Annotated in this window: 14 protein-coding genes and 5 pseudogenes; 7 read left to right on the top strand and 12 right to left on the bottom strand. The window is 41.8% G+C overall.

The features are described from left to right. Window positions 1-58 precede the first annotated feature (58 nt). Both istA and istB read left to right on the top strand, forming a co-directional pair. Window positions 59-1,598, top strand: a pseudogene (istA, locus tag KNP62_RS02625) (IS21 family transposase). Further along, complete coding sequence (gene istB, locus KNP62_RS02620; RefSeq protein ID WP_214689670.1) at window positions 1,595-2,353, top strand: IS21-like element helper ATPase IstB; 759 nt, start codon at window positions 1,595-1,597, stop codon at window positions 2,351-2,353. The pseudogene istA and the gene istB overlap by 4 nt, the downstream one beginning before the upstream one ends. Window positions 2,354-3,057: 704 nt before the next feature. Here the strand turns inward: istB and KNP62_RS02615 are convergent. Then, window positions 3,058-3,813: pseudogene (locus tag KNP62_RS02615) on the bottom strand (IS3 family transposase); the annotation flags it as partial. Between KNP62_RS02615 and KNP62_RS02610 the strand changes: the two are divergent. Beyond that, window positions 3,805-4,929, top strand: a pseudogene (locus tag KNP62_RS02610) (heavy metal translocating P-type ATPase); the annotation flags it as partial. The pseudogenes KNP62_RS02615 and KNP62_RS02610 overlap by 9 nt on opposite strands. A 497-nt stretch (window positions 4,930-5,426) precedes the next feature. On the opposite strand, the gene KNP62_RS02605 reads toward KNP62_RS02610, so the two are convergent. The 7 genes and pseudogenes from KNP62_RS02605 to KNP62_RS02575 all read right to left on the bottom strand — a co-directional run bounded on the left by KNP62_RS02605 (window position 5,427) and on the right by KNP62_RS02575 (window position 11,460). Beyond that, complete coding sequence (locus KNP62_RS02605; RefSeq protein WP_029336174.1) at window positions 5,427-6,278, bottom strand: cation diffusion facilitator family transporter; 852 nt, start codon at window positions 6,276-6,278, stop codon at window positions 5,427-5,429. 212 nt (window positions 6,279-6,490) lie between these two features. Next, window positions 6,491-7,384, bottom strand: a pseudogene (locus tag KNP62_RS02600) (arsenic resistance protein). A gap of 321 nt (window positions 7,385-7,705) precedes the next feature. Next, window positions 7,706-8,521 carry a ZIP family metal transporter gene (locus KNP62_RS02595; RefSeq protein ID WP_029336175.1) on the bottom strand — a complete coding sequence of 272 codons (816 nt, stop codon included), beginning with the start codon at window positions 8,519-8,521 and terminating at the stop codon, window positions 7,706-7,708. A 124-nt stretch (window positions 8,522-8,645) separates the two neighbouring features. Beyond that, on the bottom strand, window positions 8,646-9,587 hold the full coding sequence (locus tag KNP62_RS02590) for a cation diffusion facilitator family transporter (protein ID WP_029336176.1): 942 nt from the start codon (window positions 9,585-9,587) through the stop codon (window positions 8,646-8,648). A gap of 23 nt (window positions 9,588-9,610) precedes the next feature. Continuing rightward, window positions 9,611-9,949, bottom strand: a complete 339-nt coding sequence (locus KNP62_RS02585) for an ArsR/SmtB family transcription factor (protein ID WP_029336177.1) — start codon at window positions 9,947-9,949, stop codon at window positions 9,611-9,613. Between the two features lie 420 nt (window positions 9,950-10,369). After that, the gene (locus KNP62_RS02580; protein ID WP_214704244.1) at window positions 10,370-10,789 is read right to left on the bottom strand and encodes a disulfide oxidoreductase; all 420 of its coding nucleotides are present in this window, start codon (window positions 10,787-10,789) and stop codon (window positions 10,370-10,372) included. Beyond that, a complete protein-coding gene (locus KNP62_RS02575; protein ID WP_029595508.1) occupies window positions 10,786-11,460 on the bottom strand; it encodes a thioredoxin domain-containing protein in 675 nt (224 codons plus the stop codon). Before KNP62_RS02575 ends, KNP62_RS02580 begins: the two co-directional genes overlap by 4 nt. A gap of 384 nt (window positions 11,461-11,844) precedes the next feature. Between KNP62_RS02575 and KNP62_RS02570 the strand changes: the two genes are divergently transcribed. The 3 genes from KNP62_RS02570 (at window position 11,845) to KNP62_RS02560 (ending at window position 16,194) form a co-directional block, all read left to right on the top strand. Further along, window positions 11,845-13,386, top strand: a complete 1,542-nt coding sequence (locus KNP62_RS02570; RefSeq protein WP_214782776.1) for an N-acetylmuramoyl-L-alanine amidase — start codon at window positions 11,845-11,847, stop codon at window positions 13,384-13,386. 307 nt (window positions 13,387-13,693) lie between these two features. Then, complete coding sequence (locus tag KNP62_RS02565) at window positions 13,694-15,031, top strand: murein hydrolase activator EnvC family protein (protein ID WP_029336183.1); 1,338 nt, start codon at window positions 13,694-13,696, stop codon at window positions 15,029-15,031. Between the two features lie 770 nt (window positions 15,032-15,801). Further along, the gene (locus KNP62_RS02560) at window positions 15,802-16,194 is read left to right on the top strand and encodes a FixH family protein (RefSeq protein WP_029336184.1); all 393 of its coding nucleotides are present in this window, start codon (window positions 15,802-15,804) and stop codon (window positions 16,192-16,194) included. A 378-nt stretch (window positions 16,195-16,572) separates the two neighbouring features. On the opposite strand, the pseudogene KNP62_RS02555 reads toward KNP62_RS02560, so the two are convergent. The 4 genes and pseudogenes from KNP62_RS02555 to radC all read right to left on the bottom strand — a co-directional run. Then, window positions 16,573-16,701: pseudogene (locus KNP62_RS02555) on the bottom strand (ATP-binding protein); the annotation flags it as partial. Between the two features lie 195 nt (window positions 16,702-16,896). Next, a complete protein-coding gene (locus tag KNP62_RS02550) occupies window positions 16,897-17,262 on the bottom strand; it encodes a hypothetical protein (RefSeq protein WP_214782773.1) in 366 nt (121 codons plus the stop codon). A 162-nt stretch (window positions 17,263-17,424) separates the two neighbouring features. Next, window positions 17,425-17,631: a hypothetical protein gene (locus KNP62_RS02545; RefSeq protein WP_029596469.1), complete on the bottom strand. Its 207-nt coding sequence runs from the start codon at window positions 17,629-17,631 to the stop codon at window positions 17,425-17,427. Between the two features lie 390 nt (window positions 17,632-18,021). Continuing rightward, window positions 18,022-18,477: a RadC family protein gene (radC, locus tag KNP62_RS02540; RefSeq protein ID WP_214782770.1), complete on the bottom strand. Its 456-nt coding sequence runs from the start codon at window positions 18,475-18,477 to the stop codon at window positions 18,022-18,024. A 371-nt stretch (window positions 18,478-18,848) separates the two neighbouring features. On the opposite strand from radC, the gene KNP62_RS02535 reads away from it, so the two are divergent. Further along, entirely contained in the window at window positions 18,849-19,190 is a 342-nt protein-coding gene (locus tag KNP62_RS02535) for a YolD-like family protein (protein ID WP_029595514.1), read from the top strand. Window positions 19,191-19,218: the final 28 nt, after the last annotated feature.

The raw sequence follows: 19,218 nt of genomic DNA, 5'->3' as shown, positions 1-19,218 counted from the left end.
TCCGATAGAGTAGTTGAGGCTATTTTATCTGGAGGGAATGGATTTGGAGGAAAAGTTAGTGTTACATATCAAGATTCATCAAATGTATCAGCAAAACATGAAAGTGGCTCAAATCGCACAGCACTAAAAATATCGAGACCGACGGTATATAAGTACCTGAAGATGACATATGAAGATGCCCTACATGAATTTGACGAGAAAGCCTGTTCACGAAAGAAGAAGCTCGATGCCTACCGAGACTGGATCATTGCATGGTTGGAGGAGTATCTGCATTTGAGCAGCGCACAAGTACATGACTGGTTACTTGAAAGATATCCCGACCTGTCGGTCGGATCGAGCACGGTCAGGACATACGTGAATGAAATCCGAGAAATCTATCAGATCGAAAAGAAAAGGGTCGTCCGCCATTACGAGGCCATCCCAGAACAACCGATGGGCAAGCAAATACAGGTGGACTGGGGTGAGACCAGACAACGGACTAAAGATGGAAAAATGATAAAGCTTTATTTCATCGCGTTCTTACTTACGCACTCTCGGATGAAATATGCCGAATGGAGAGAACGACCGTTCACCACCAAGGACACCATTCACTGCCACGAAAATGCGTTCCAATTTTATGGTGGGCGCCCTTCTGAAATCGTCTACGACCAGGATCACCTCATCGCAATCAACGAGAACGCAGGTGACGTCCTATTGACCAATGAGTTTCAAGCCTACGTGAACGAACGGAAGTTCAAGATTCATTTATGTCGCAGGGCCGACCCGGAGTCGAAGGGTATGATCGAGAACGTCGTGAAGTACATCAAACGGAACTTTGCGGACAGCCGAGTGTACCGGCATATCGAGGATTGGAACCACCGTTCCATGAGATGGTTGGAGAGGACTGGAAATCATAACGTCCATCAGACAACGAAAAAAAGACCAGCTGAAGTGTTCTCCGTCGAAAAACAACACTTACAACCGGTCTTATCGCTACTCTCTTTCGAAAGTATCCGTACCGAAAGTATAGCAAGGAACGTCAGCAAGGACAACACAATCCGTTATCGCTCAAACCGTTACACCGTCCCAATCGGGACCTACTCATCGGTCAAGAAGAAGGTGGTGTTCCTCGAGGTGACCGAACAGGAACGGTTATTGATTCGCGAATCTCCCGAGGGAGAAGTGATCGCAGACCACCGGGTCAGCAAAGAGAGCGGAAAACTGATTCAAAGCCGTGACCACCTTCGGGATCGTTCCAAAGGAATCGAAGAACTGAAGCAACAGGTCCTCACCTATTTCGAGGACAGAGGGGCGGCGTCCGATTATCTGGGTAGCTCTCAAAGCGTTACCCGAGATACCGACGTGACCAGTTCAACATCATTAGGGACGTCGCGACCATGTATCCTAATCACTTAACGATAGCACTGGAAAAGTGTTCGCAAGAGAGTCTGTTCAGCGCCAACGATTTCCGGGACGTGGTCCACTATCTCGCGATCCTCGCGGACGATGGGTGTGATACAAAACCCGATACCGAACGTCCGAAGAAATCCGGGATACAGGTCGCAACGAGGCCGATCCAAGCCTACACCGACATCCTGAAAGGGGTGACGGCAAAATGAGTCAAAGCGTTTCCGAGTTACAACAGGACTTTCGGCAGCTTCGTCTCGCCGAGACGGCTGACGCCCTCCCACAGATTTTGAGAGAGGCCGAAATGGCCTCCTGGACGTATATCGAATTTCTAAGTGCCATCACGAACCATGAACGCGCAAAACGAGACGCTAAAAGTTTGGAAAGACGAATGAAGTGGGCCCGATTCCCGTTCATCAAATCCCTCTCGGAGTTCAATTTAGTGGAACAGACCGCACTAACCGCCCGACAGCTGAAGCAGTTGAAACAACTCAACTGGCTCGAACAACAGTACAACCTGATCCTCTTGGGCCCTCCGGGCGTCGGAAAGACGTTTTTGGCTGTGGGGCTGGGAATCGAGGCGGTCAACCACGGGTTCAAGGTATACTTCGTCACGATGGGCGAACTCGTCCAACTATTAAAAAGTGAAGAGTTCTCAAGCAAGTCGAAGATCCAGTTAAAAAGGTTGCGAGATTCGGACCTGGTCATCATCGATGACCTGATGTACATGGCGATGGGCCAACGAGAAGCCAATCTCTTCTTCCATCTCGTCAACCACCTTTATGAGCGCAGCTCGATCATCCTGACCTCGAACAAAAGCCCCGATCAATGGGGCGAATTGATCGGGGACCAGGGCATCACGACTGCGATACTGGACCGCTTACTCCATCGCGTCGAAATCATACATAGTGATGACGACAGTCATCGGATGAGGAACCGAAAATCATTGTTTTCGGCAGAAGTGTAAAAGGCAAACGAGCAAAAAGTGTCAAAATCAACTTGACGTCTACACCCTCGCATATGACCACCCAGAAACATATCTCCACTAAAATCCTTTCTGAACAAACCCTATCCGCTTATAATGACAAAGGTCTACCTATTGTCGTTCTAAGGTTTGGTGCCATCTGTGCAGAAACGAATTCTTATGGGGTGGCGATCATATTAAACGCATGCTGAACTTCGACAATGTGACATGGGTTCACCTTGATGACTCCGTTCCTTAGGTCCATACCGATAATTTATTAGAAATGATTTACATAGTTTTATTACAAGGCATAGACGGAGAAGTCTACCACGCCATAAAACAGAATGTAGACAATCGCAATTCCCGTGTAAGATTAGCCATTGCCGCAAAAAAAGAAAATCATTGCTCCCAATTATCAAGTAAAAAGTGACCTATACATTCGATAAGATTCAAGCAATTGGATATAGACCGCGTAAAACATGCAAGCAGACGGTGGGAAAACTTCAAAAAAATCGGGAGAAGAATAAGGGTATGGTCTCATTTTTGAACACAAAAACACCATTCGCCCGATTAGTCAGGCTATTGACAAACCAAATCGCCCTTTGCGATTTGAACCGCTCCCCGTCAAGTAGACAGGGCAAATAATGAAAACCAATCTAAACGGCTTGAGACCTGTATTCGACAGGGCTCAAGCCGTTTAGTCGTTTCTAGAGTAGACCATGGTTGTAGAACGATATGTAGGTCTCGATGGCCGACGTGAGTTCGCTATAGACCTGGAACTCACGCAAGTAGTACATCTCGACTTTCAAAGTGCCCCAAAAACTCTCGATCGGGGCGTTGTCGAGACAACGACCAACTCAGGACATGTTGCCGATTAGTCCTGCGTCTTTCACCATACGTTTGAACCCTCTCGAGGTATATTGGAGCCCTCGGTCACTATGGATCATCGGACGCGCTCCTGGACGGAGCCCCGCGATGGCTGGCATCATCGTCTGGAAGACGATCCCGTTGTTGTTGGACCTTCCGATACGATAGGCGACGATCGATCCGTCGTACAGGTCGATGATCGCGCTCAGATACGCCTTCTTCCCGGTACCATATTTGAACTCGGTGACGTCGGTGCACCATTTCTCGTCCGGCCGAGACGCACCGAATTCTCGGTTCATCAGGTTCTCGGCCACATGCTGTGGCATCGACTTCTTATGTCTCTTCCGCTTCCCGCGGATGATCGATTGGATCCCATGGATATGCATCAGGCGATAGACTTGCTTTTCATTGAACGTGGACAGACCTTGTTGCCTGCGTAGCCGATTGATTGTCATCGTGACCCGACGGTAGCCGTATGTACGGTTCGCCTGGTCATAGAGTAGACGAATGTCCTCCAGGAGCTTCTCGTTCTCTTCTTGACGCACCGATACGGTGCGGTTCAACCATTTGTAATAGGCCGCACGTGAGATGCCAGCTGGGAAACCTGGGTCTATCAAGGATTGGCGGTTCTAATAGTGGGTTGCCCGTGTGCCTTAGTCATTTCGACGCCGATTTCGATTGTTTCCGCCATCGGTAATGCTGCCAAAAAAGGGGTCTTGATTAAAGGCGGCGTATACCTGGAAGAAATGGGCGCGCTGAAAGCTATTGCATTTGACAAAACCGGTACTCTGACCAAAGGTGTACCTGTCGTCACAGACTTTAAAATCACGAACAAGCAGGTAAACGAGAGAGAACTGCTTTCTATCGTGACGGCATTGGAATATCGTTCTCAGCATCCGTTGGCCTCTGCCATCATGAAAAAAGCGGACGAGGAAAACATACCTTACACCTCTATCAGAGTTGAGGACTTCTCTTCCATCACAGGAAAAGGCATTAAAGGAACGATAGACGGCACCACCTACTTTATCGGAAGCCCGCTTCTCTTTAACGAGCTAGGTGTTGAAAGTATTGATAATAATCTGGACCAAACCGTAACGGCTCTGCAACAGCAAGGTAAGACTTCGATGATTATCGGAACGAAACAAAGCATATTGGCGGTTATCGCCGTAGCCGACGAAGTCCGGGAATCCAGCAAAGAAATCATCCGGAAACTACATGATATGGGTATTAAAAAGACAATTATGCTGACGGGTGACAACAAAGGGACAGGCAAAGCTATCGGCCAGCAAGTTGGCGTCAACGAAATCCAGGCAGAATTGATGCCAGAGGATAAATTAAATGTCATTAAACGCTTGCGAGCTGAGTACGACAATGTCGCGATGGTCGGGGACGGCGTAAATGACGCTCCGGCACTCGCTGCCTCTACTGTTGGAATTGCCATGGGTGGTGCTGGAACGGATACCGCTTTGGAAACAGCAGATGTCGCCCTGATGGGCGACGATTTGAGCAAACTACCGTTTACGATAAAATTGAGCCGAAAATCCCTAAATATTATCAAAGTGAACATCGCGTTCGCTATCAGTATCAAAGCGATTGCATTACTCTTGGTCATCCCGGGCTGGCTCACCCTATGGATAGCTATTATGTCCGATATGGGGGCAACTCTTCTGGTAGCACTGAACAGTTTAAGACTGATGAATGTCAAAGAATAAAAAAACAAAAATATTCATTTTTATATCCTCGAATTTGTACTGGGTATGATAAAAATAAATGATCTCTGTTTTTTTAAGACGGCTTTAAGATGACTTCGGTATTGTTCCCGAGTCATCTTTTTAGGTTTCATTGTCAGCTTTTTTATCATCAGACAGTTTTAATCGAGGCCGAACCTTATTCATTGACCGGAATATTCTCCGAAGTATGGAAAGAAAATCCGGTCGACAGGTCTACTAAACTATGACAATTAAATCTAAATATTTGAACGTTCGTTTTGGAATCATTCATTCATTCGAATACATCCTATTTTAAGAGACGAAATTTCGATAGTGTTCAAAAAAAAACGAATGAGGGGGTTTCTAAATATACCCTCATTCGATATTCAGTTTCCTTGCACGTAGAAAAGTATTTATTGGTATCAGACGGTATGAAGTATAGAATTTTTACTCATATGTCGAACCTCAGTGTGGATTTGGTGCAAGGATGACTTATTTCTTTAGTTGTGTTTTTTTGATTCTAACTCTATTGTAGAATGTTTAATATCTAGTTTTGAAGTCACTTCTTTGACTTTTTGTTTAACAATAGTTGAATCCTTTAGATTCATCTCTTCTACTATTAAGTGTAAATTCATGGCGTTATCTTCGCCATCAATTGACCAGACATATAGGTTTTGAACAGAAATCACTTCTTCAATACCTTCAATCTTTTGCTTCACCTCATCGATGTCAATACCATCAGGGACAGCACCTAAAAGTATTTTCATTGTTTTAACTAAATTACGAAACACATTCACTAATATAAACAACGCAATAGCAATTGATAGGATGGGGTCAAGTATATGTATATCCTTGAAGAGTAAAACTATCCCTACTACAAGAACGGCAATCCAACCTAAAACATCTTCTAAAAGGTGCCAAGATAGTACTCCCTCATTTACTGATTTTCCTTTGTGTAGACGGAATGCCGCAAAACCATTTAAAAGCACACCAAAAATTGCAAACCAAATCATTCCTTGTGCATTAGAATGCTCCGGTTCAAACAGTAGAGGAATTGCTTGAGTAAAAATATATACAGATCCAATTATTAATATTGTCGCATTTATTAATGCTCCTAAAAGGGAAAAACGATTATATCCAAAAGTGAAGTTATGATCGGGTTTTTTGTTCGAAAATTTTTGTAAGAACCAGGACAGGCCCAATGCAAGAGCATCACCTAAATCGTGAATGGCGTCCGACATGATTGCAACACTATTAATCAAAAATCCCCCGATAAATTCACCAATCGAGAAAACAAGATTAATTATAAATGCTAGTTTGATATTTTTTGATGCCTTATCAGTACTCGCCATTGTTCGATCTCTCCTCACTTGGTAGTCCATCCTTAAAAAGGTTAGTTGTTAGAATAATACTGGTCTCTAGCGTTCTGCAATATAATAAATTTCTTTGCCTATTGATTGTAAACAACGCATACTCGAGAACTTAAGCGCAGTTCTTAATATTTTAATAAACAATCGAAGGACGTAATTTTTGAAAGCGAAATTAAATACATGTATCTAATTTGTTAGAACCATTTAGGCACTAATTTTATATATAAGACTTCTCCGAACAATTCGGTAACGGTCTGTAAAATGATCACTACAGCTACTTGTGTTGATAGGGGCTCTGGTAATATAGATGCTAATGGAAGAACTACAAGTGAATTCCTTGTTCCCATACTAAATGTAATTGCTCTTCTTGAAGCAATATCTAGTTTGAACAACTTACCAAGGGACTTTGACACCCATGGTATGATAAGTAGAAATAAAATATAAACTGGTATTACATCTATTAATGTCCCGAGGTCACTATACACTTCCCTAATTTGAGAGGCAACTACCACAAAAAGTACAAAAGACATAAATGGAACGGGAATCCATGGCGGCATTTTCATGATACGATTACCTAAAGAACTCTTTTTAGAACACAATTGTGTCATTATCGCTAATAGAAGCGGTATAAAAATCAAAAATAGAAATGCATCTAGAAATGGACCCATCCTAACGATACTAATAGCCTTTTCTCCTAATAATACGAATAAATATATGGGTAAGAGTATCGTCTGTAAAATTAAAAGAATCGGTGTTACTTTTAACAATATTGATTCGTTTCCCTTTCCCATCTTTGTAAAAACAATCACATAGTCGATGCACGGTGTTAACAACACCAAATACACCCCCAGCATTAGTGATGAATCTTGAAGAAATATGATAACCAAAACCTAAACTATTAAAGGAACGGCAACAAAATTTCCTAATAAAAGAGCTACCACAAACCTCATGTTTGTAGCAGATCCATTCGATTTCAGAAACGGAATTTGAACGAACATCCCATACATCAAAACTCCTAAAAGGGGAGAAATAAAAATATCGAGATATACAGCTTCTGTATTCAATAGACCAAAGATTACTGCCAACATCAAAAAAATGATGTATATACTGACTTGGTGGGCTTCCACCTTCTCTAGCACTTGAATTCCGAATTTGCTTTCCTTCTCTATCAAAATCACCCTCAAAATTTTCAGGAAATTTCAGAATGAAATAGATAACTCCACGATTTTAATTGCCAGGGCAAGAGGTTTTATATTTTTTCTTCTAGTATTTTTATTTATCCAACAGTAAAAATACCGACTGAAAGTAAATATAATTAAGGCTCATTATTTACACTTCCGAATATAGTTAGTATCTTGAATATATATCAGTCAAAAAATAAAGTGATAACCATTAAAAAAATAATTATTTTAGCCTAAAGCCACATCTAAAATCATCATGATTGTAAAGCCAAACATTAAACAAACAGAAGCCAAGTCCTTGTTTCCATTTTCTTGAGATCCTGGGACTACCTCCTCCACTACAACAAAAATCATTGCTCCTGCAGCAAAGCTTAGCGCAAACGGAAGTAAAGGCTCCATTATGAGTACTGCTACTACTCCTACCAACGCCGCGAACGGTTCAACCATACCAGATAACTGGCCATAGAAAAAACTTTTACGACGAGATAATCCATCTCGTCTCAATGGCATTGACACAGCAGCACCCTCAGGGAAATTTTGTATGCCGATTCCGATTGCCAGCGCGATAGCTCCCGTGATTGATGATGAAGGGAATCCTGCTGCAACTGCTCCAAATGCAACGCCTATGGCAAGTCCCTCTGGAATATTATGCAATGTTATTGCTAACACCAGTAACGTGCTCCGCTTTCTCTTCTTAGGGTTTATACCCTCAGCCTCATCCATCGGTGAAGTGGGATGCAGATGTGGAATCACTTTATCAACACCTGATAAAAAGAATCCTCCAAGTAAGAAACCGATTGCAGCTGGTAACCACGCCGGAAGAGAATCTTGTTCCGCCATCTCAATTGCAGGTGAGAGTAATGACCAAAAACTAGCGGCAATCATTACTCCTCCAGCAAAACCGAGCATCCCATCCATTAGCTTTTGATTCATTGATTTTGTCATAAACACTAACGCGGCACCAAGCGCCGTCATCCCCCAAGTGAATAAAGTACCCAGCAATGCTTGAGTAAGGGGTTCTAACGAAGAAATATATTCAATCATCTATCAAAACTCCGTTGCCAAAAATCGAGTTTCTATACATGCTCAAAATTAAGTAACTATTATCCAAAATCAGCATTGCTGTCTCCTCCTCTTGATTGTCAATCCTACTCAACAGGTGATTTTTTTAATGTTGATGTACTACTTCCCCTACCTTCAGTTTGCAAAGCAATTCATCGCTGTGAGGATGAGAAAGAGTTTCGAATTGAATCGTAGAGTGTTGAACGTTCAGATGTGCTAAATCGTGTTCAATTTCTTGAAGTAGATTCTCACTGTCATAGATTTGTAAATTACCATCAACGACAACATGACATGAGAGTGCATTCATTCCACTTGTGATACTCCAAAGATGAAAGTCGTGTATACTCCGTACCCCCTCCTTGTTGTGAATGACTTGAAGAACCTTTTCGACATCAACGTTTTGTGGTGCACCTTCCATTAATACGTTCAATCCGGATTTCGTCACGAAATAACCACTTCGTAAAACAAGTCCCGCTACAATGATTCCTGCGAGCGGATCTGCCCAGTTCCATCCAAATGCCATGATAAGAAGCGCTGCCAGTATTGCACCGACTGAACCCAACGTATCGCTTACAACATGTAGATAAGCACCTCGCATATTCAAATTATGTTCTACGTCTGCACCTCTTAACATAATCCATCCAACAAGAAGGTTTATAGCAAGGCCAATACTGCTAACAATTAACATTCCTACGGATGCGACCTCAGGTGGTTGAATAAATCGATTGATGGCCTCATAAAAGATATATATGGAAATCAGTATGAGTGTGACCCCGTTTAAAACAGCTGCTAGAATCTCGAAGCGTCTATATCCGAACGTTTTACGATTGTTCGCTATTTGTTCACCTAATTTAAAGGCAAGTAATGCAATAGCGAGCGAAGCCGCATCACTAAGCATGTGACCTGCGTCCGCTAAAAGTGCTAAGCTATTTGTAAGGTACCCTCCAATCGCCTCTACAACCATGTATGCCGAAATAATAAAGAATGAAATGATCAAAATCTTTTTGTTAGAGGTATGAGAATGATCATGTGCATGATTATGTGCCATAAGATTAACTCTCCTTACTATATTTAGTGGTGTTTCGCATGCTCAATCGCCTGTCTTAGTAAGTTCATGACATGGTGATCATCTTCTGAATAAAATAGAGTAGTTCCTTCTCTTCTAAACTTGACAAGTCGAAGATTTTTTAAAAAACGTAGCTGATGAGACACGTTTGATTGACTTAAGTTAAGAAGATCAGCTATTCCGTTGACCGAATGTTCCTTTGTGCATAGCAGGGTTAATATTTTAATTCTTGTCGGGTCACTAAGTGCCTTGAACGTCTGAGATACAATAAATAGAGTCTCATCGTCAATCTGCGCCCCTATTTCTATTTCATTTTCTGTAGTATCTTCAATCGGTTCATCCATAAGTCAGTACCTCCGCTCATGATAACTATACATGTTCATATGTTCATATATAACTTATTAGACTTTTGCTGTGCCGTCAACACTTAATTTAAAAAACATTTATTCTATCAGCTCTACATACTTGAAGATTTGAGATACTTTCTCTGGTTTTGCGATTATTTCTTATTTTTAGCCATACAAAAACTACCTATTAGAGAGCTAGTTAGATCTCATACTCGATAGGTAGTCACGCTTTTTCAAAAAATCAATATAGTACACTAACGTTTTAAGAAAACGTCAATTGAATTATTTACTGGGTATTGTCTAATCTATTTTCCAACTTCAAAAAGCTTTTCATGTTTTTCTAAATCAAAGCTGTTTTTTAGTAAGCATACCAATTTGATACAATTAGTTCTTCATTTTTCAAATCCAAATCAAAAACTACTGTTTGGTACTGATTCGTCCAAGAATGACTGTAATCAGAAAAAAGGCGGTCAACGCTAAAAACGGAATTGTGATAAAACCCATCCAGTCAATGTACTGTGCATTACAGGAAACTCCTTGTTCACATGGTCTGACTTCCGAAAAGCCGGGCACCTTTTGTACAAGATAGTGGTAAAAAGAGATACAGAATCCGATTATTGATAAAGGGAGAACATAAAATTTGATTGAGCTATCTTCTCTGAAAACTGCAATTGCAAGAATCAAAGCTATTGGGTACATAAAGATACGTTGAAGCCAACAGAGTTCACAAGGTATAAAACCACGAATTTCGCTAAAATATAGACTTCCAAGTACTGCAGTAATTGAAACAACCCAGGCGAGGTACAGTCCATATCGGTTTATTACTGAAGCGCTCATTGGGTTAGCTCCTTTTCAATTTGTTTTTTTATAGAGGTATAGTCGAATGGATTTTCAAGGATGACCCCATTAACTGCAATCGTCGGGGTCAGTGTAACATTGTATTTTTCTACGAGCGCCGCATCCATTTTAACTGATTCTAATCTAGAAGAACGACTTGATAGGTCTTCTCTAAATTTATTTAAATCTAGAGAAGGGACAGTCTTCGTCGCAATCTCTTCCATTTTCTCCACCGTAACCCATGGATTATCGTGTATTTGCACGTCAGGTTGAGCTTCATAAATAGCTTTGTGAAATTGCCAAAATGATTCTGGGTGATTTTTGTAAACAGATTCTGATGCAAGGGCAGCTAAAGTGGACTCATCTCCGTGAAACAAAACATTAATGTAACTAAAGGAAGCTTTCCCACTTTCAATGTAATCTTTTACAAGTTGAGGATAGATTGTTTCACCCCACTCTTTACACGAAGGGCATTTATAGTCTCCGAATTCTACAATTGATATCGGCGCTTCCTTTTTACCTATTGTAGGTTGATTATTAACTGATATCTTTTCATCTTGAACAATTTTAGTCTTTGATTTTTCGGAACTTTGATCATTTAAAAATAAAAAAGCTAAGACTGCAATTACTAATACGGATGTAAAAATAGTCAATAGTTGATTAGTTTTCAAAACAATTCACCTCTTTTATAAATTCGTTATTTCTTTTATCAGAATTATAGCTAAAAATACTAGAGTATCCTTAGTTTTTCAACATTGAATCCATGGACTTCTAAAAACGAAATCTATGAGTCAAACAAGTTACATTCTAACACATTCATGCAACTAAACTTTTATGCAGATGAAAGGAGGGCCAATTTATTTCTTAAAATACGTCTATTCCCCTTAATAATAGTGCATTTTAAAACAGGGCAAGAAAACTTTTAACTGTAGATAGACGAAAGCCAATAATCGTTGCATAGAATGACTAATATTTAAAGGATAAGTACCATACAGATAGTAAAAAACCATTCATGGGTCTTTACAACCAAAAAAACTACATATGAGGAGTCTATTATGAAGTCTAAACATAAATTTCGAATAAGCTTAGTAATTTCCTTGGCTTTATTAACTTCTTTTTTCTATCCCTTTAAGCTTTTAACTAGTGTTAACGTCCTAAACGCCGTACATGCAGAGGAATCTCTATTCATAACAACTGAAAATTTGAATTTGCGTTCCTCGTTCTCTTCAAAAAGCAAAGTCCTTTTGACGATTCCAAAAGGAAAAACCATTAAGAAGATAGGTGTATATGGAGAAGATAAATCCTGGTTTAAAGTTTCATTTAATTCAAAAATCGGTTATGTCTCAACGAAGTACGTGACGCCAAAACCTATACCTAAAAATTCAGTCAGTTCAATAAACACAATATATAAAACTAAAACTTCACTAAATCTGCGTAAGGGCCCATCTGTCAAATCACCCGTTTTAATGACTATCCCAAAGTCCAGCCCACTAATGTACCATGCTGCCTCAGGCCCTTGGTATAAAGTATCATACAATGGGACTCAAGGCTATGTGGCAAGTCAGTATGTAACCATATCGCCCTCGGCTATGAAGTCACGAAGTAAGCAAACGACCGAGATTCGCTCAAGCATGTCTTTAGTGAACTCAAAGGTCCTTATTACGATTCCAGCATCTACTGAAGTGACTGTACTAGGAAAATCGGGCACAACGGGTTCTTGGTTAAAAGTTATGTATAACGGTATTACAGGATTCACACCTGCTCGACATTATATAGTGCAAGTGGCACCGGGGGATTCTTTATCCACTTATCCAACATATATTACTATCGAAAATCTTAATTTACGTAACCAAGCGAGTCGTTACGGATCTATTTTGACAACAATTCCCTCAGGCACTTCGATTTCTGTCATATCGAAAAGCGCCAGTTGGTACAAGGTGCGATATAACAATCAAGTCGGTTACGTATCATCTGGTTTTGTGCAACCATTTACCGGAAAAACTCCTATAAAATCACCGGTGATTCCAGCTAACAAACACGTGATTTTAATTGACGCTGGACACGGTGGGGGAGATGCTGGTGCAGTGACTTCAAACGGTACAGTTCAAGAAAAAGTACTCACCCTAAACATTGCTAATCGTGTGGCCGACGAACTAAAGAAAAACTATGAGCTTTATGAAGTGAAACTAACGCGCTCAAATGATAGATACTTGTCACTTGTTGAGCGGACCAATCTATCAGAAAGGCTTGATGCTGACGCTTTCATAAGCGTCCACATTAATTCTTCACCTTCTTTCGCTACAGGTCATGAAGCACTCGTCCCTACTTCTAGCGCGTACACCACAAATCCATATGCGAACGCTAGCCGCAGATTAGGTGAAGTAATTAATCAAGAAATCGCCATGAACGTTCCAGATTTTAAAAATCGAGGCGTTAAGCGACAAGATGTCTATGTGGTAGGAAGAAACACGGTACCTTCTACTCTCATCGAATATGGCTTTATTGCTAACTCAGTAGATCGCTCCTATATGTCGGGAAGTAACATGATCAAAGCAACCGCCAAAGGAATTGATAAATTTATGAAGAGTTACTACTAAATAAACACCAAACAAATACTAACAAACGATTTGACCACTGAATTTGAGACAAAATGTCCTAAATTCAGTGGTCATCATTCATTTCCTCATCAAAATGGCATTATAAGTATTTCTCTTGATATACTCGAATGACAATAAACTCAAAAGAACAACTGACATAGAAATGAAAAGAAATAGAAATATAGATGGTGAAGTAATATTGATACAATGATTCCGGTTCGAGTTTTAATCATGATACGAATACTTTTATCCAGCAACGCATTTTTTATAATAGAGATAAGTTACGGAGGCAACAACATTGTTTACCATGAAAAAAATTATAGCTTCAACTTTACTTGGTGTTATGTTAGTTCAAAGCGCATCCCCTTCTTACGCTTTAAACTTGACTGAAAAACAAAAAAATATCCAGCAGAAGCAAGCGCAAAATTCTACAGAGCAACGTAAAGCTAATACGTCAATTCAGCAGCGTGAACAAGATATCACACTCGAAGAACAGAAACTGAATGACTTGGAATCCGAGTTACAGGATATTATCAATGAGGTCACCCAGAAGAAGGCTGAAATTCGGACAACCCAAAAGAAAATTGCTCAGATTCAAACTCAAATTAAAGAATTCCAGAAAAAAATGAGCTCTCAAAAGACATTGATGGAAGAACGCATGGTCACGATGCAAAAAAACGGTGGTTCTTCTATAAACTGGGCTGAATTTATTTTTGGTTCAAAAGACTTTGGTGATCTGGTTTCACGCATGATCACCGCAGGGACGATTCAAGAAAATGATCAAGAACTTTTCAAAGAATATCAATCAACAAAAAATAAGCTTCAAATTGCTAAAGCTGAATTGGACACTGAAAAAGATAAGCTTATTAGTCAAAAAGAAGAGCTAGAGAATAGTCAGAAAAAATTGAACGGCAAAATTAAAGTGCGGGCTGCTCAAATAAAAAAATTAGAGGCCGAAAAAATCCAGTTCACATCTAAATTGGTAAGCTTGCAACAAATGGAATCGACGCTTCAAGAACAAGAAAAATCAATTCAAGCAGAGATTGAAGCCCAAAGGCTTGAAGAACAAGCTAAAATTCGTACCAAAGAGGCTGCGCGTAAAGCTGCAGAAGCAAAAAGTGCCGAAAAAAATGAAATCAGCGAGAATAAAGCCTCTCTCGAAAAATCACCAAACTCTGAGAAAGTGGTAAACACTTCAAAGACTACGGATTCACTCGCTTCTCCAACAAGTGGCGGAGTTTTTCAACGTCCAACCTCAGGTATCGTAACCCAAGGATGGGGTCCAGCAGGCGGGGCCAATGGCTACAGCTTCCATAATGCACTAGATACAGCTGGACCAGTAGGAACTCCTATTATGGCTGCTCAAACAGGAACTGTAACTCGAGCAGGCTGGGGTGGACCTTATGGAAATCATGTCATCATTACGCATGTCATAGGCGGTCAAGTTTGGACTACCCTTTATGCTCACATGAGCTCATTGTCCGTTTCCGCCGGACAACGTGTGACCCGAGGACAGAACATCGGTGCGATGGGGAGTACCGGAAATTCGACCGGTTCTCATTTACACTTTGAAGTCCATCGAGGAAACTATTCGTACTCAGCTACAAGTGCAGGGAATACAGTCAACCCATCCCAATTTTTCTGAATTTCAGAGGCGAAATTGTTTAACACTATATAATTACTTCAGTAAATCACTTAATATTTAGACCACAGAATATTAGATGCCCCGTAAAAGTTGGACCTGATAATCTAATTTTTATGGGGCGATTTTTATGTCCGAAAGCTTTTAAAGTCTCGGTGACCAAACGCTAACTGACTCGCAAGAAAAACTTCAGAAAGTTAGGATGAGCTTTCGTTCGTGCCCCCACCCCCCTACGAGTGCCTGGGGAATACAATCTCAGGTGCGACATACACATTCACTATGTAGATATTAAAAACGATATGGATGGGTAGACAATCTTTAATCGATTCAATCTTGAAGTACAGACTCTTCTCTCCTTTGATGACCTTCAACTGGCAATATACGTCGAGACGAACCTTAGGTTACTAAGGCCGTGTCTAACGGTCGATGATAAATTTACGGATATGAAGGTCCAAATTCAAACCTAGGTTGTCGAAGTCACCAGATGATCTATTTCATGATCCAACTTTTTGGATTAAGTTCAATTAATATCTTTTGAACTTAATATATAAAATTGAACTTAATATATAAAATGTACATTTCTTTATTTTTTATATAGAAAAGTAAACCAATCGAGCATACGACGCTCTATAAAGTCTTGAACCTTAAAAGTGACATGGGGTCTATGCTCGATAGCTAATAAGATTGCATGATCAGGTCACTTTTAATGTAATAATCAATACATCACATTTTCGTGTATGTTAATATTAAATCGTTTAAAGGAGAGAAAAAAGATGGCAAGGTTTTTTTCACTGTTGATTGTTTTGTTAGTATTATCTGGTTGTGGAAGTACAGTAAGCAATAATGGACCTGAAGTGATTCCAGAATTAATTGATGTACAATTTAAAACAGATCCTGAAATAGTAAAAGCAAACGAAGTTATTGAACTTATAGCAACTGTTTCTCAAGGAAACGAGAAAGTAGACGATGCGGATAAAGTTGAATTCGAGATATGGAAAGAAGGCCAAGAGGAAAGCCAACACGAAAAAATTGAAGCCAATTATCAACAAGACGGACTGTATGTAATTTCTTATATTTTTGAAGAGCCCGGTAAATACTTTATATATTCACATACGACAGCAAGAAGCTATCATTCTATGCCCAAAAACGAAATATTAGTAAAATAATAAATTTTAATTATTACAATTAATAATATAGACGAGCTAATCCATGATGAAAAAACTCGTTTTTATTGAATCGCGCGACAACATCAACCTTGTGATATATGCTCGAAAAATACCAATTTTATGATATATCCTTTCCGCTCCAATGTCTGATACGTCCATTCCGTCGCTCCACCTTGGAAACTACCATCAGTTGTATGCTTATATGTAGGAATATAAACGCGAGTCAAATAGAGTCACATTGCTCAAACGCATCCTCAAAAACTCGAAGGATGCGTTTTTTGTCCTGCTGAGTATTGCGGATACAGAGAGCCACTAGTGCGGACGACTGAGCGAGTCAATATGAAGAAAAAGGCCATCGACTCATCGATGGCCAAGATCTTAGCTTATCCCTAGCCCGTGGTGTTCCCTCATTGAGGTTTCGCCATCGACCAGGATTTTATAGGAGTCGTGTACGATCCTGTCGAGAATTGCGTCCGCGATTTGGGCCTGTCCTAGATTCGAATGCCACTCCGCGTGGCGTTAGACGCGCCCACGCTCTTGCTTTTGACGTTGCCCTTACGCTCCGTGCCTCCCGTTAGAAAGGGCCAGGAACATAGAGATGCGGCGGTGAGCCAGCAGCTCTTGTTATCGGGCCGTCAGGGGGGCAGCGGTGCGATGAGCGACTTCGCCTCCTGGCGTTAGACGCTCACGCATGAGCCCGGATCACCATTCCTTCTCCCATGCCCCGTCTTCAGACACGCCCCAATCTTTGAACCGATACTTGATGAGCCAATGGACATGCATCACTTCATATTCGAATACACCCTTGGATAGCTCTGAGACGACGAAGCTGACTTCTCCATCCGCCACCACCCATGTCCCGTATAGATACACTTTCTTGATCGGACGCTCTTCTGCATCCAGATAGATCAGCACCCGGAAGTAAGGCGAGTTCCGTCCGTCATCGAACCGGACGACCTTCTCGACGCAATGTTCCCTGTCGACGACACGCATCCATTCGGGATGTTCCATCAGTTCCGAGAACACCGTCCGGACGAACGGATCCAATCCAGCGAACGCATAGCTCATCCATCACGTCTCCCCCCTTCCGCTTCGCTATAGAACGATTCCCCGTCCAGAGCCAGTTCAGTCCTTGTTCATGAAACTACAGAAATGACGACTTTAAAAAATGTATACATGTATACGCGTATACAAATCTACATGTATACATGTATACAAATATTTTTGTTCTTATGTACGACGATTCCGTCGAATCATATTGGTATTGAAAAAGACGGTGAGGTGGGTCAAGCGTTCTCCTTCCTTCACATCACAAAGAAGATCCATGCTCACAAGTTTTAAGTCGTCAAAATCTTCTTGGAGCCGGTCAGGAAGGCGTCGAAGCAATACCTCCGTCATCTCGTCCATCGTCTGTTGATCTAGTTGGTAGCTGTCCATCTGAATCATTCTCTCCTGTTGATAACCTCATGATACCTCGCATCTAAGCAGGCAACATCTCGCCTAATTTCACGTAAGCCCTGGTGTTGTTTCAAACAAGCCCTAGGGCTTGTTTAGAAAAAATGTTCATTTTCAATAAACAAGCGCTCTTTTCACTTCTGCCATTTCATCAAACAATCTTCTTACGAGACAGACCAAAACAACGTCCAATCTTCACACACGAACCATCTCGTTTTCGTTATGCGAAAACGGACCTTTTCCGGATCCCGCTCTATGGATCCAGGCGAGAGCTACGCGAGTCGCAAATCTCATAAAAGAAAAACGTATGTTTTTCCTCCTTGCCCTTACCGGACGGACCAGGACCGGTCCCCCGGCCCCATTCCATTCCGTTCAACCCATGTAACCTCGCTGTTTCATGCTGACGTACGACTCGGCCGCTCCGAGGATGAGATGGTCGAGCACCGGGATGCCGATGAGGTCCCCTGCTTCATGTAACCGTTCGGAGACGAGGATGTCCTCCCGGCTCGGGGTCGGGTCCCCGCTCGGGTGCTGATGGCAAACAATGAGGCACGAGGCGTTGTTCAAGATGGCGCATTTGAAGACCTCCCGTGGGTGGACGACGCTCGAGTTGACGCTCCCGACGTGCGCCCGATGGACGCCGATGACCCGGTTCTTCGTGTTAAGCATGATGACGAGGAACACTTCACGGTCGTCATCCCCGATGAACGATGACCCGATTTGTCGGGCGCTGTCCGGCGAATGGATAATGGCGTGCTCGAGGGCGACCATTTCCTCGCGAACCTCTTGTTTGATACGAATGACCTCGATGATGGATGTAAGTTCCATGATGGTTTGTCCCCTTTCGGATAAGCCGAGCTCAGAACGAACACCGTTGTGCGTCCTGTTGACGGGAACGAAGCGAGCGTCGGGAGACGGTGCAAGGGCGACCGCAGGGAGAGCCTCAAAAAAATGCGTAGAGCAAACGGAGGGACAGGCTTCCGTAGCCAACGAGCGAAAAGCCTCGCTTTGAGCCTAAAGCGAAGGAAGACGGGCCGGAGGGCGCGTCATTTTTTTGACGTCCCTTGCACCGAAGACCAGCGAGCTAGAGTACGGAAACAGGACGCACGGATTACCAATCACGAAAAAGGCTGTTCAAACGGGACAAATCGGGTATAAAATAAGAACAAACGTTCGTTTTATTGAGAGGGGTAATTATTATGACGATGTATCGCGATCGGGGCGAATTGAAATGGATCCCATTCCTCATGCCCGAGCACAAGGCGCTACTGACGAAATACTATAAAGAGATTCAAAAAATTGAGATGCCAGATATCGATGAACAGGTCCTATCGGTCTATGAGAATGTGCTGAACGACGCGATCTTCAGCGGAGATTTGGTAGAGGTAAAATATGTGGAGAAGCGGGAGATGAAACGATTCAGAGGATTCGTGCACCGGACGAACTACATGGAGCGGACCGTCGAGCTGGCCAATCAAAGGGAAGGGATCATCCATGTGCCGTTCGAGGCAATCATTCACGTCGAACAATCGATAGACTAACGCCCTGGCGGTTGCTGACGAAAAATCC

Origin of the sequence: Exiguobacterium sp. s183, assembly GCF_018617655.1 — a bacterium.
In the GTDB taxonomy this organism is placed as follows: Bacteria; Bacillota; Bacilli; order Exiguobacteriales; family Exiguobacteriaceae; genus Exiguobacterium; species Exiguobacterium aestuarii_A.
The sequence above is the reverse complement of the archived record's forward strand: the minus strand, read 5'-3'. Positions and strand labels throughout refer to the sequence as shown.

What these genes read in the sequence shown, in the direction of transcription:
- istB (WP_214689670.1), top strand. Translation starts at nt 1,595, where the DNA reads ATGAGTCAAAGCGTTTCCGAGTTACAACAGGACTTTCGGCAGCTTCGT.
- KNP62_RS02605 (WP_029336174.1), bottom strand. Translation starts at nt 6,278, where the DNA reads ATGGCGAGTACTGATAAGGCATCAAAAAATATCAAACTAGCATTTATA.
- KNP62_RS02595 (WP_029336175.1), bottom strand. Translation starts at nt 8,521, where the DNA reads ATGATTGAATATATTTCTTCGTTAGAACCCCTTACTCAAGCATTGCTG.
- KNP62_RS02590 (WP_029336176.1), bottom strand. Translation starts at nt 9,587, where the DNA reads ATGGCACATAATCATGCACATGATCATTCTCATACCTCTAACAAAAAG.
- KNP62_RS02585 (WP_029336177.1), bottom strand. Translation starts at nt 9,949, where the DNA reads ATGGATGAACCGATTGAAGATACTACAGAAAATGAAATAGAAATAGGG.
- KNP62_RS02580 (WP_214704244.1), bottom strand. Translation starts at nt 10,789, where the DNA reads ATGAGCGCTTCAGTAATAAACCGATATGGACTGTACCTCGCCTGGGTT.
- KNP62_RS02570 (WP_214782776.1), top strand. Translation starts at nt 11,845, where the DNA reads ATGAAGTCTAAACATAAATTTCGAATAAGCTTAGTAATTTCCTTGGCT.
- KNP62_RS02565 (WP_029336183.1), top strand. Translation starts at nt 13,694, where the DNA reads ATGAAAAAAATTATAGCTTCAACTTTACTTGGTGTTATGTTAGTTCAA.
- KNP62_RS02560 (WP_029336184.1), top strand. Translation starts at nt 15,802, where the DNA reads ATGGCAAGGTTTTTTTCACTGTTGATTGTTTTGTTAGTATTATCTGGT.
- KNP62_RS02550 (WP_214782773.1), bottom strand. Translation starts at nt 17,262, where the DNA reads ATGAGCTATGCGTTCGCTGGATTGGATCCGTTCGTCCGGACGGTGTTC.
- KNP62_RS02545 (WP_029596469.1), bottom strand. Translation starts at nt 17,631, where the DNA reads ATGGACAGCTACCAACTAGATCAACAGACGATGGACGAGATGACGGAG.
- radC (WP_214782770.1), bottom strand. Translation starts at nt 18,477, where the DNA reads ATGGAACTTACATCCATCATCGAGGTCATTCGTATCAAACAAGAGGTT.
- KNP62_RS02535 (WP_029595514.1), top strand. Translation starts at nt 18,849, where the DNA reads ATGACGATGTATCGCGATCGGGGCGAATTGAAATGGATCCCATTCCTC.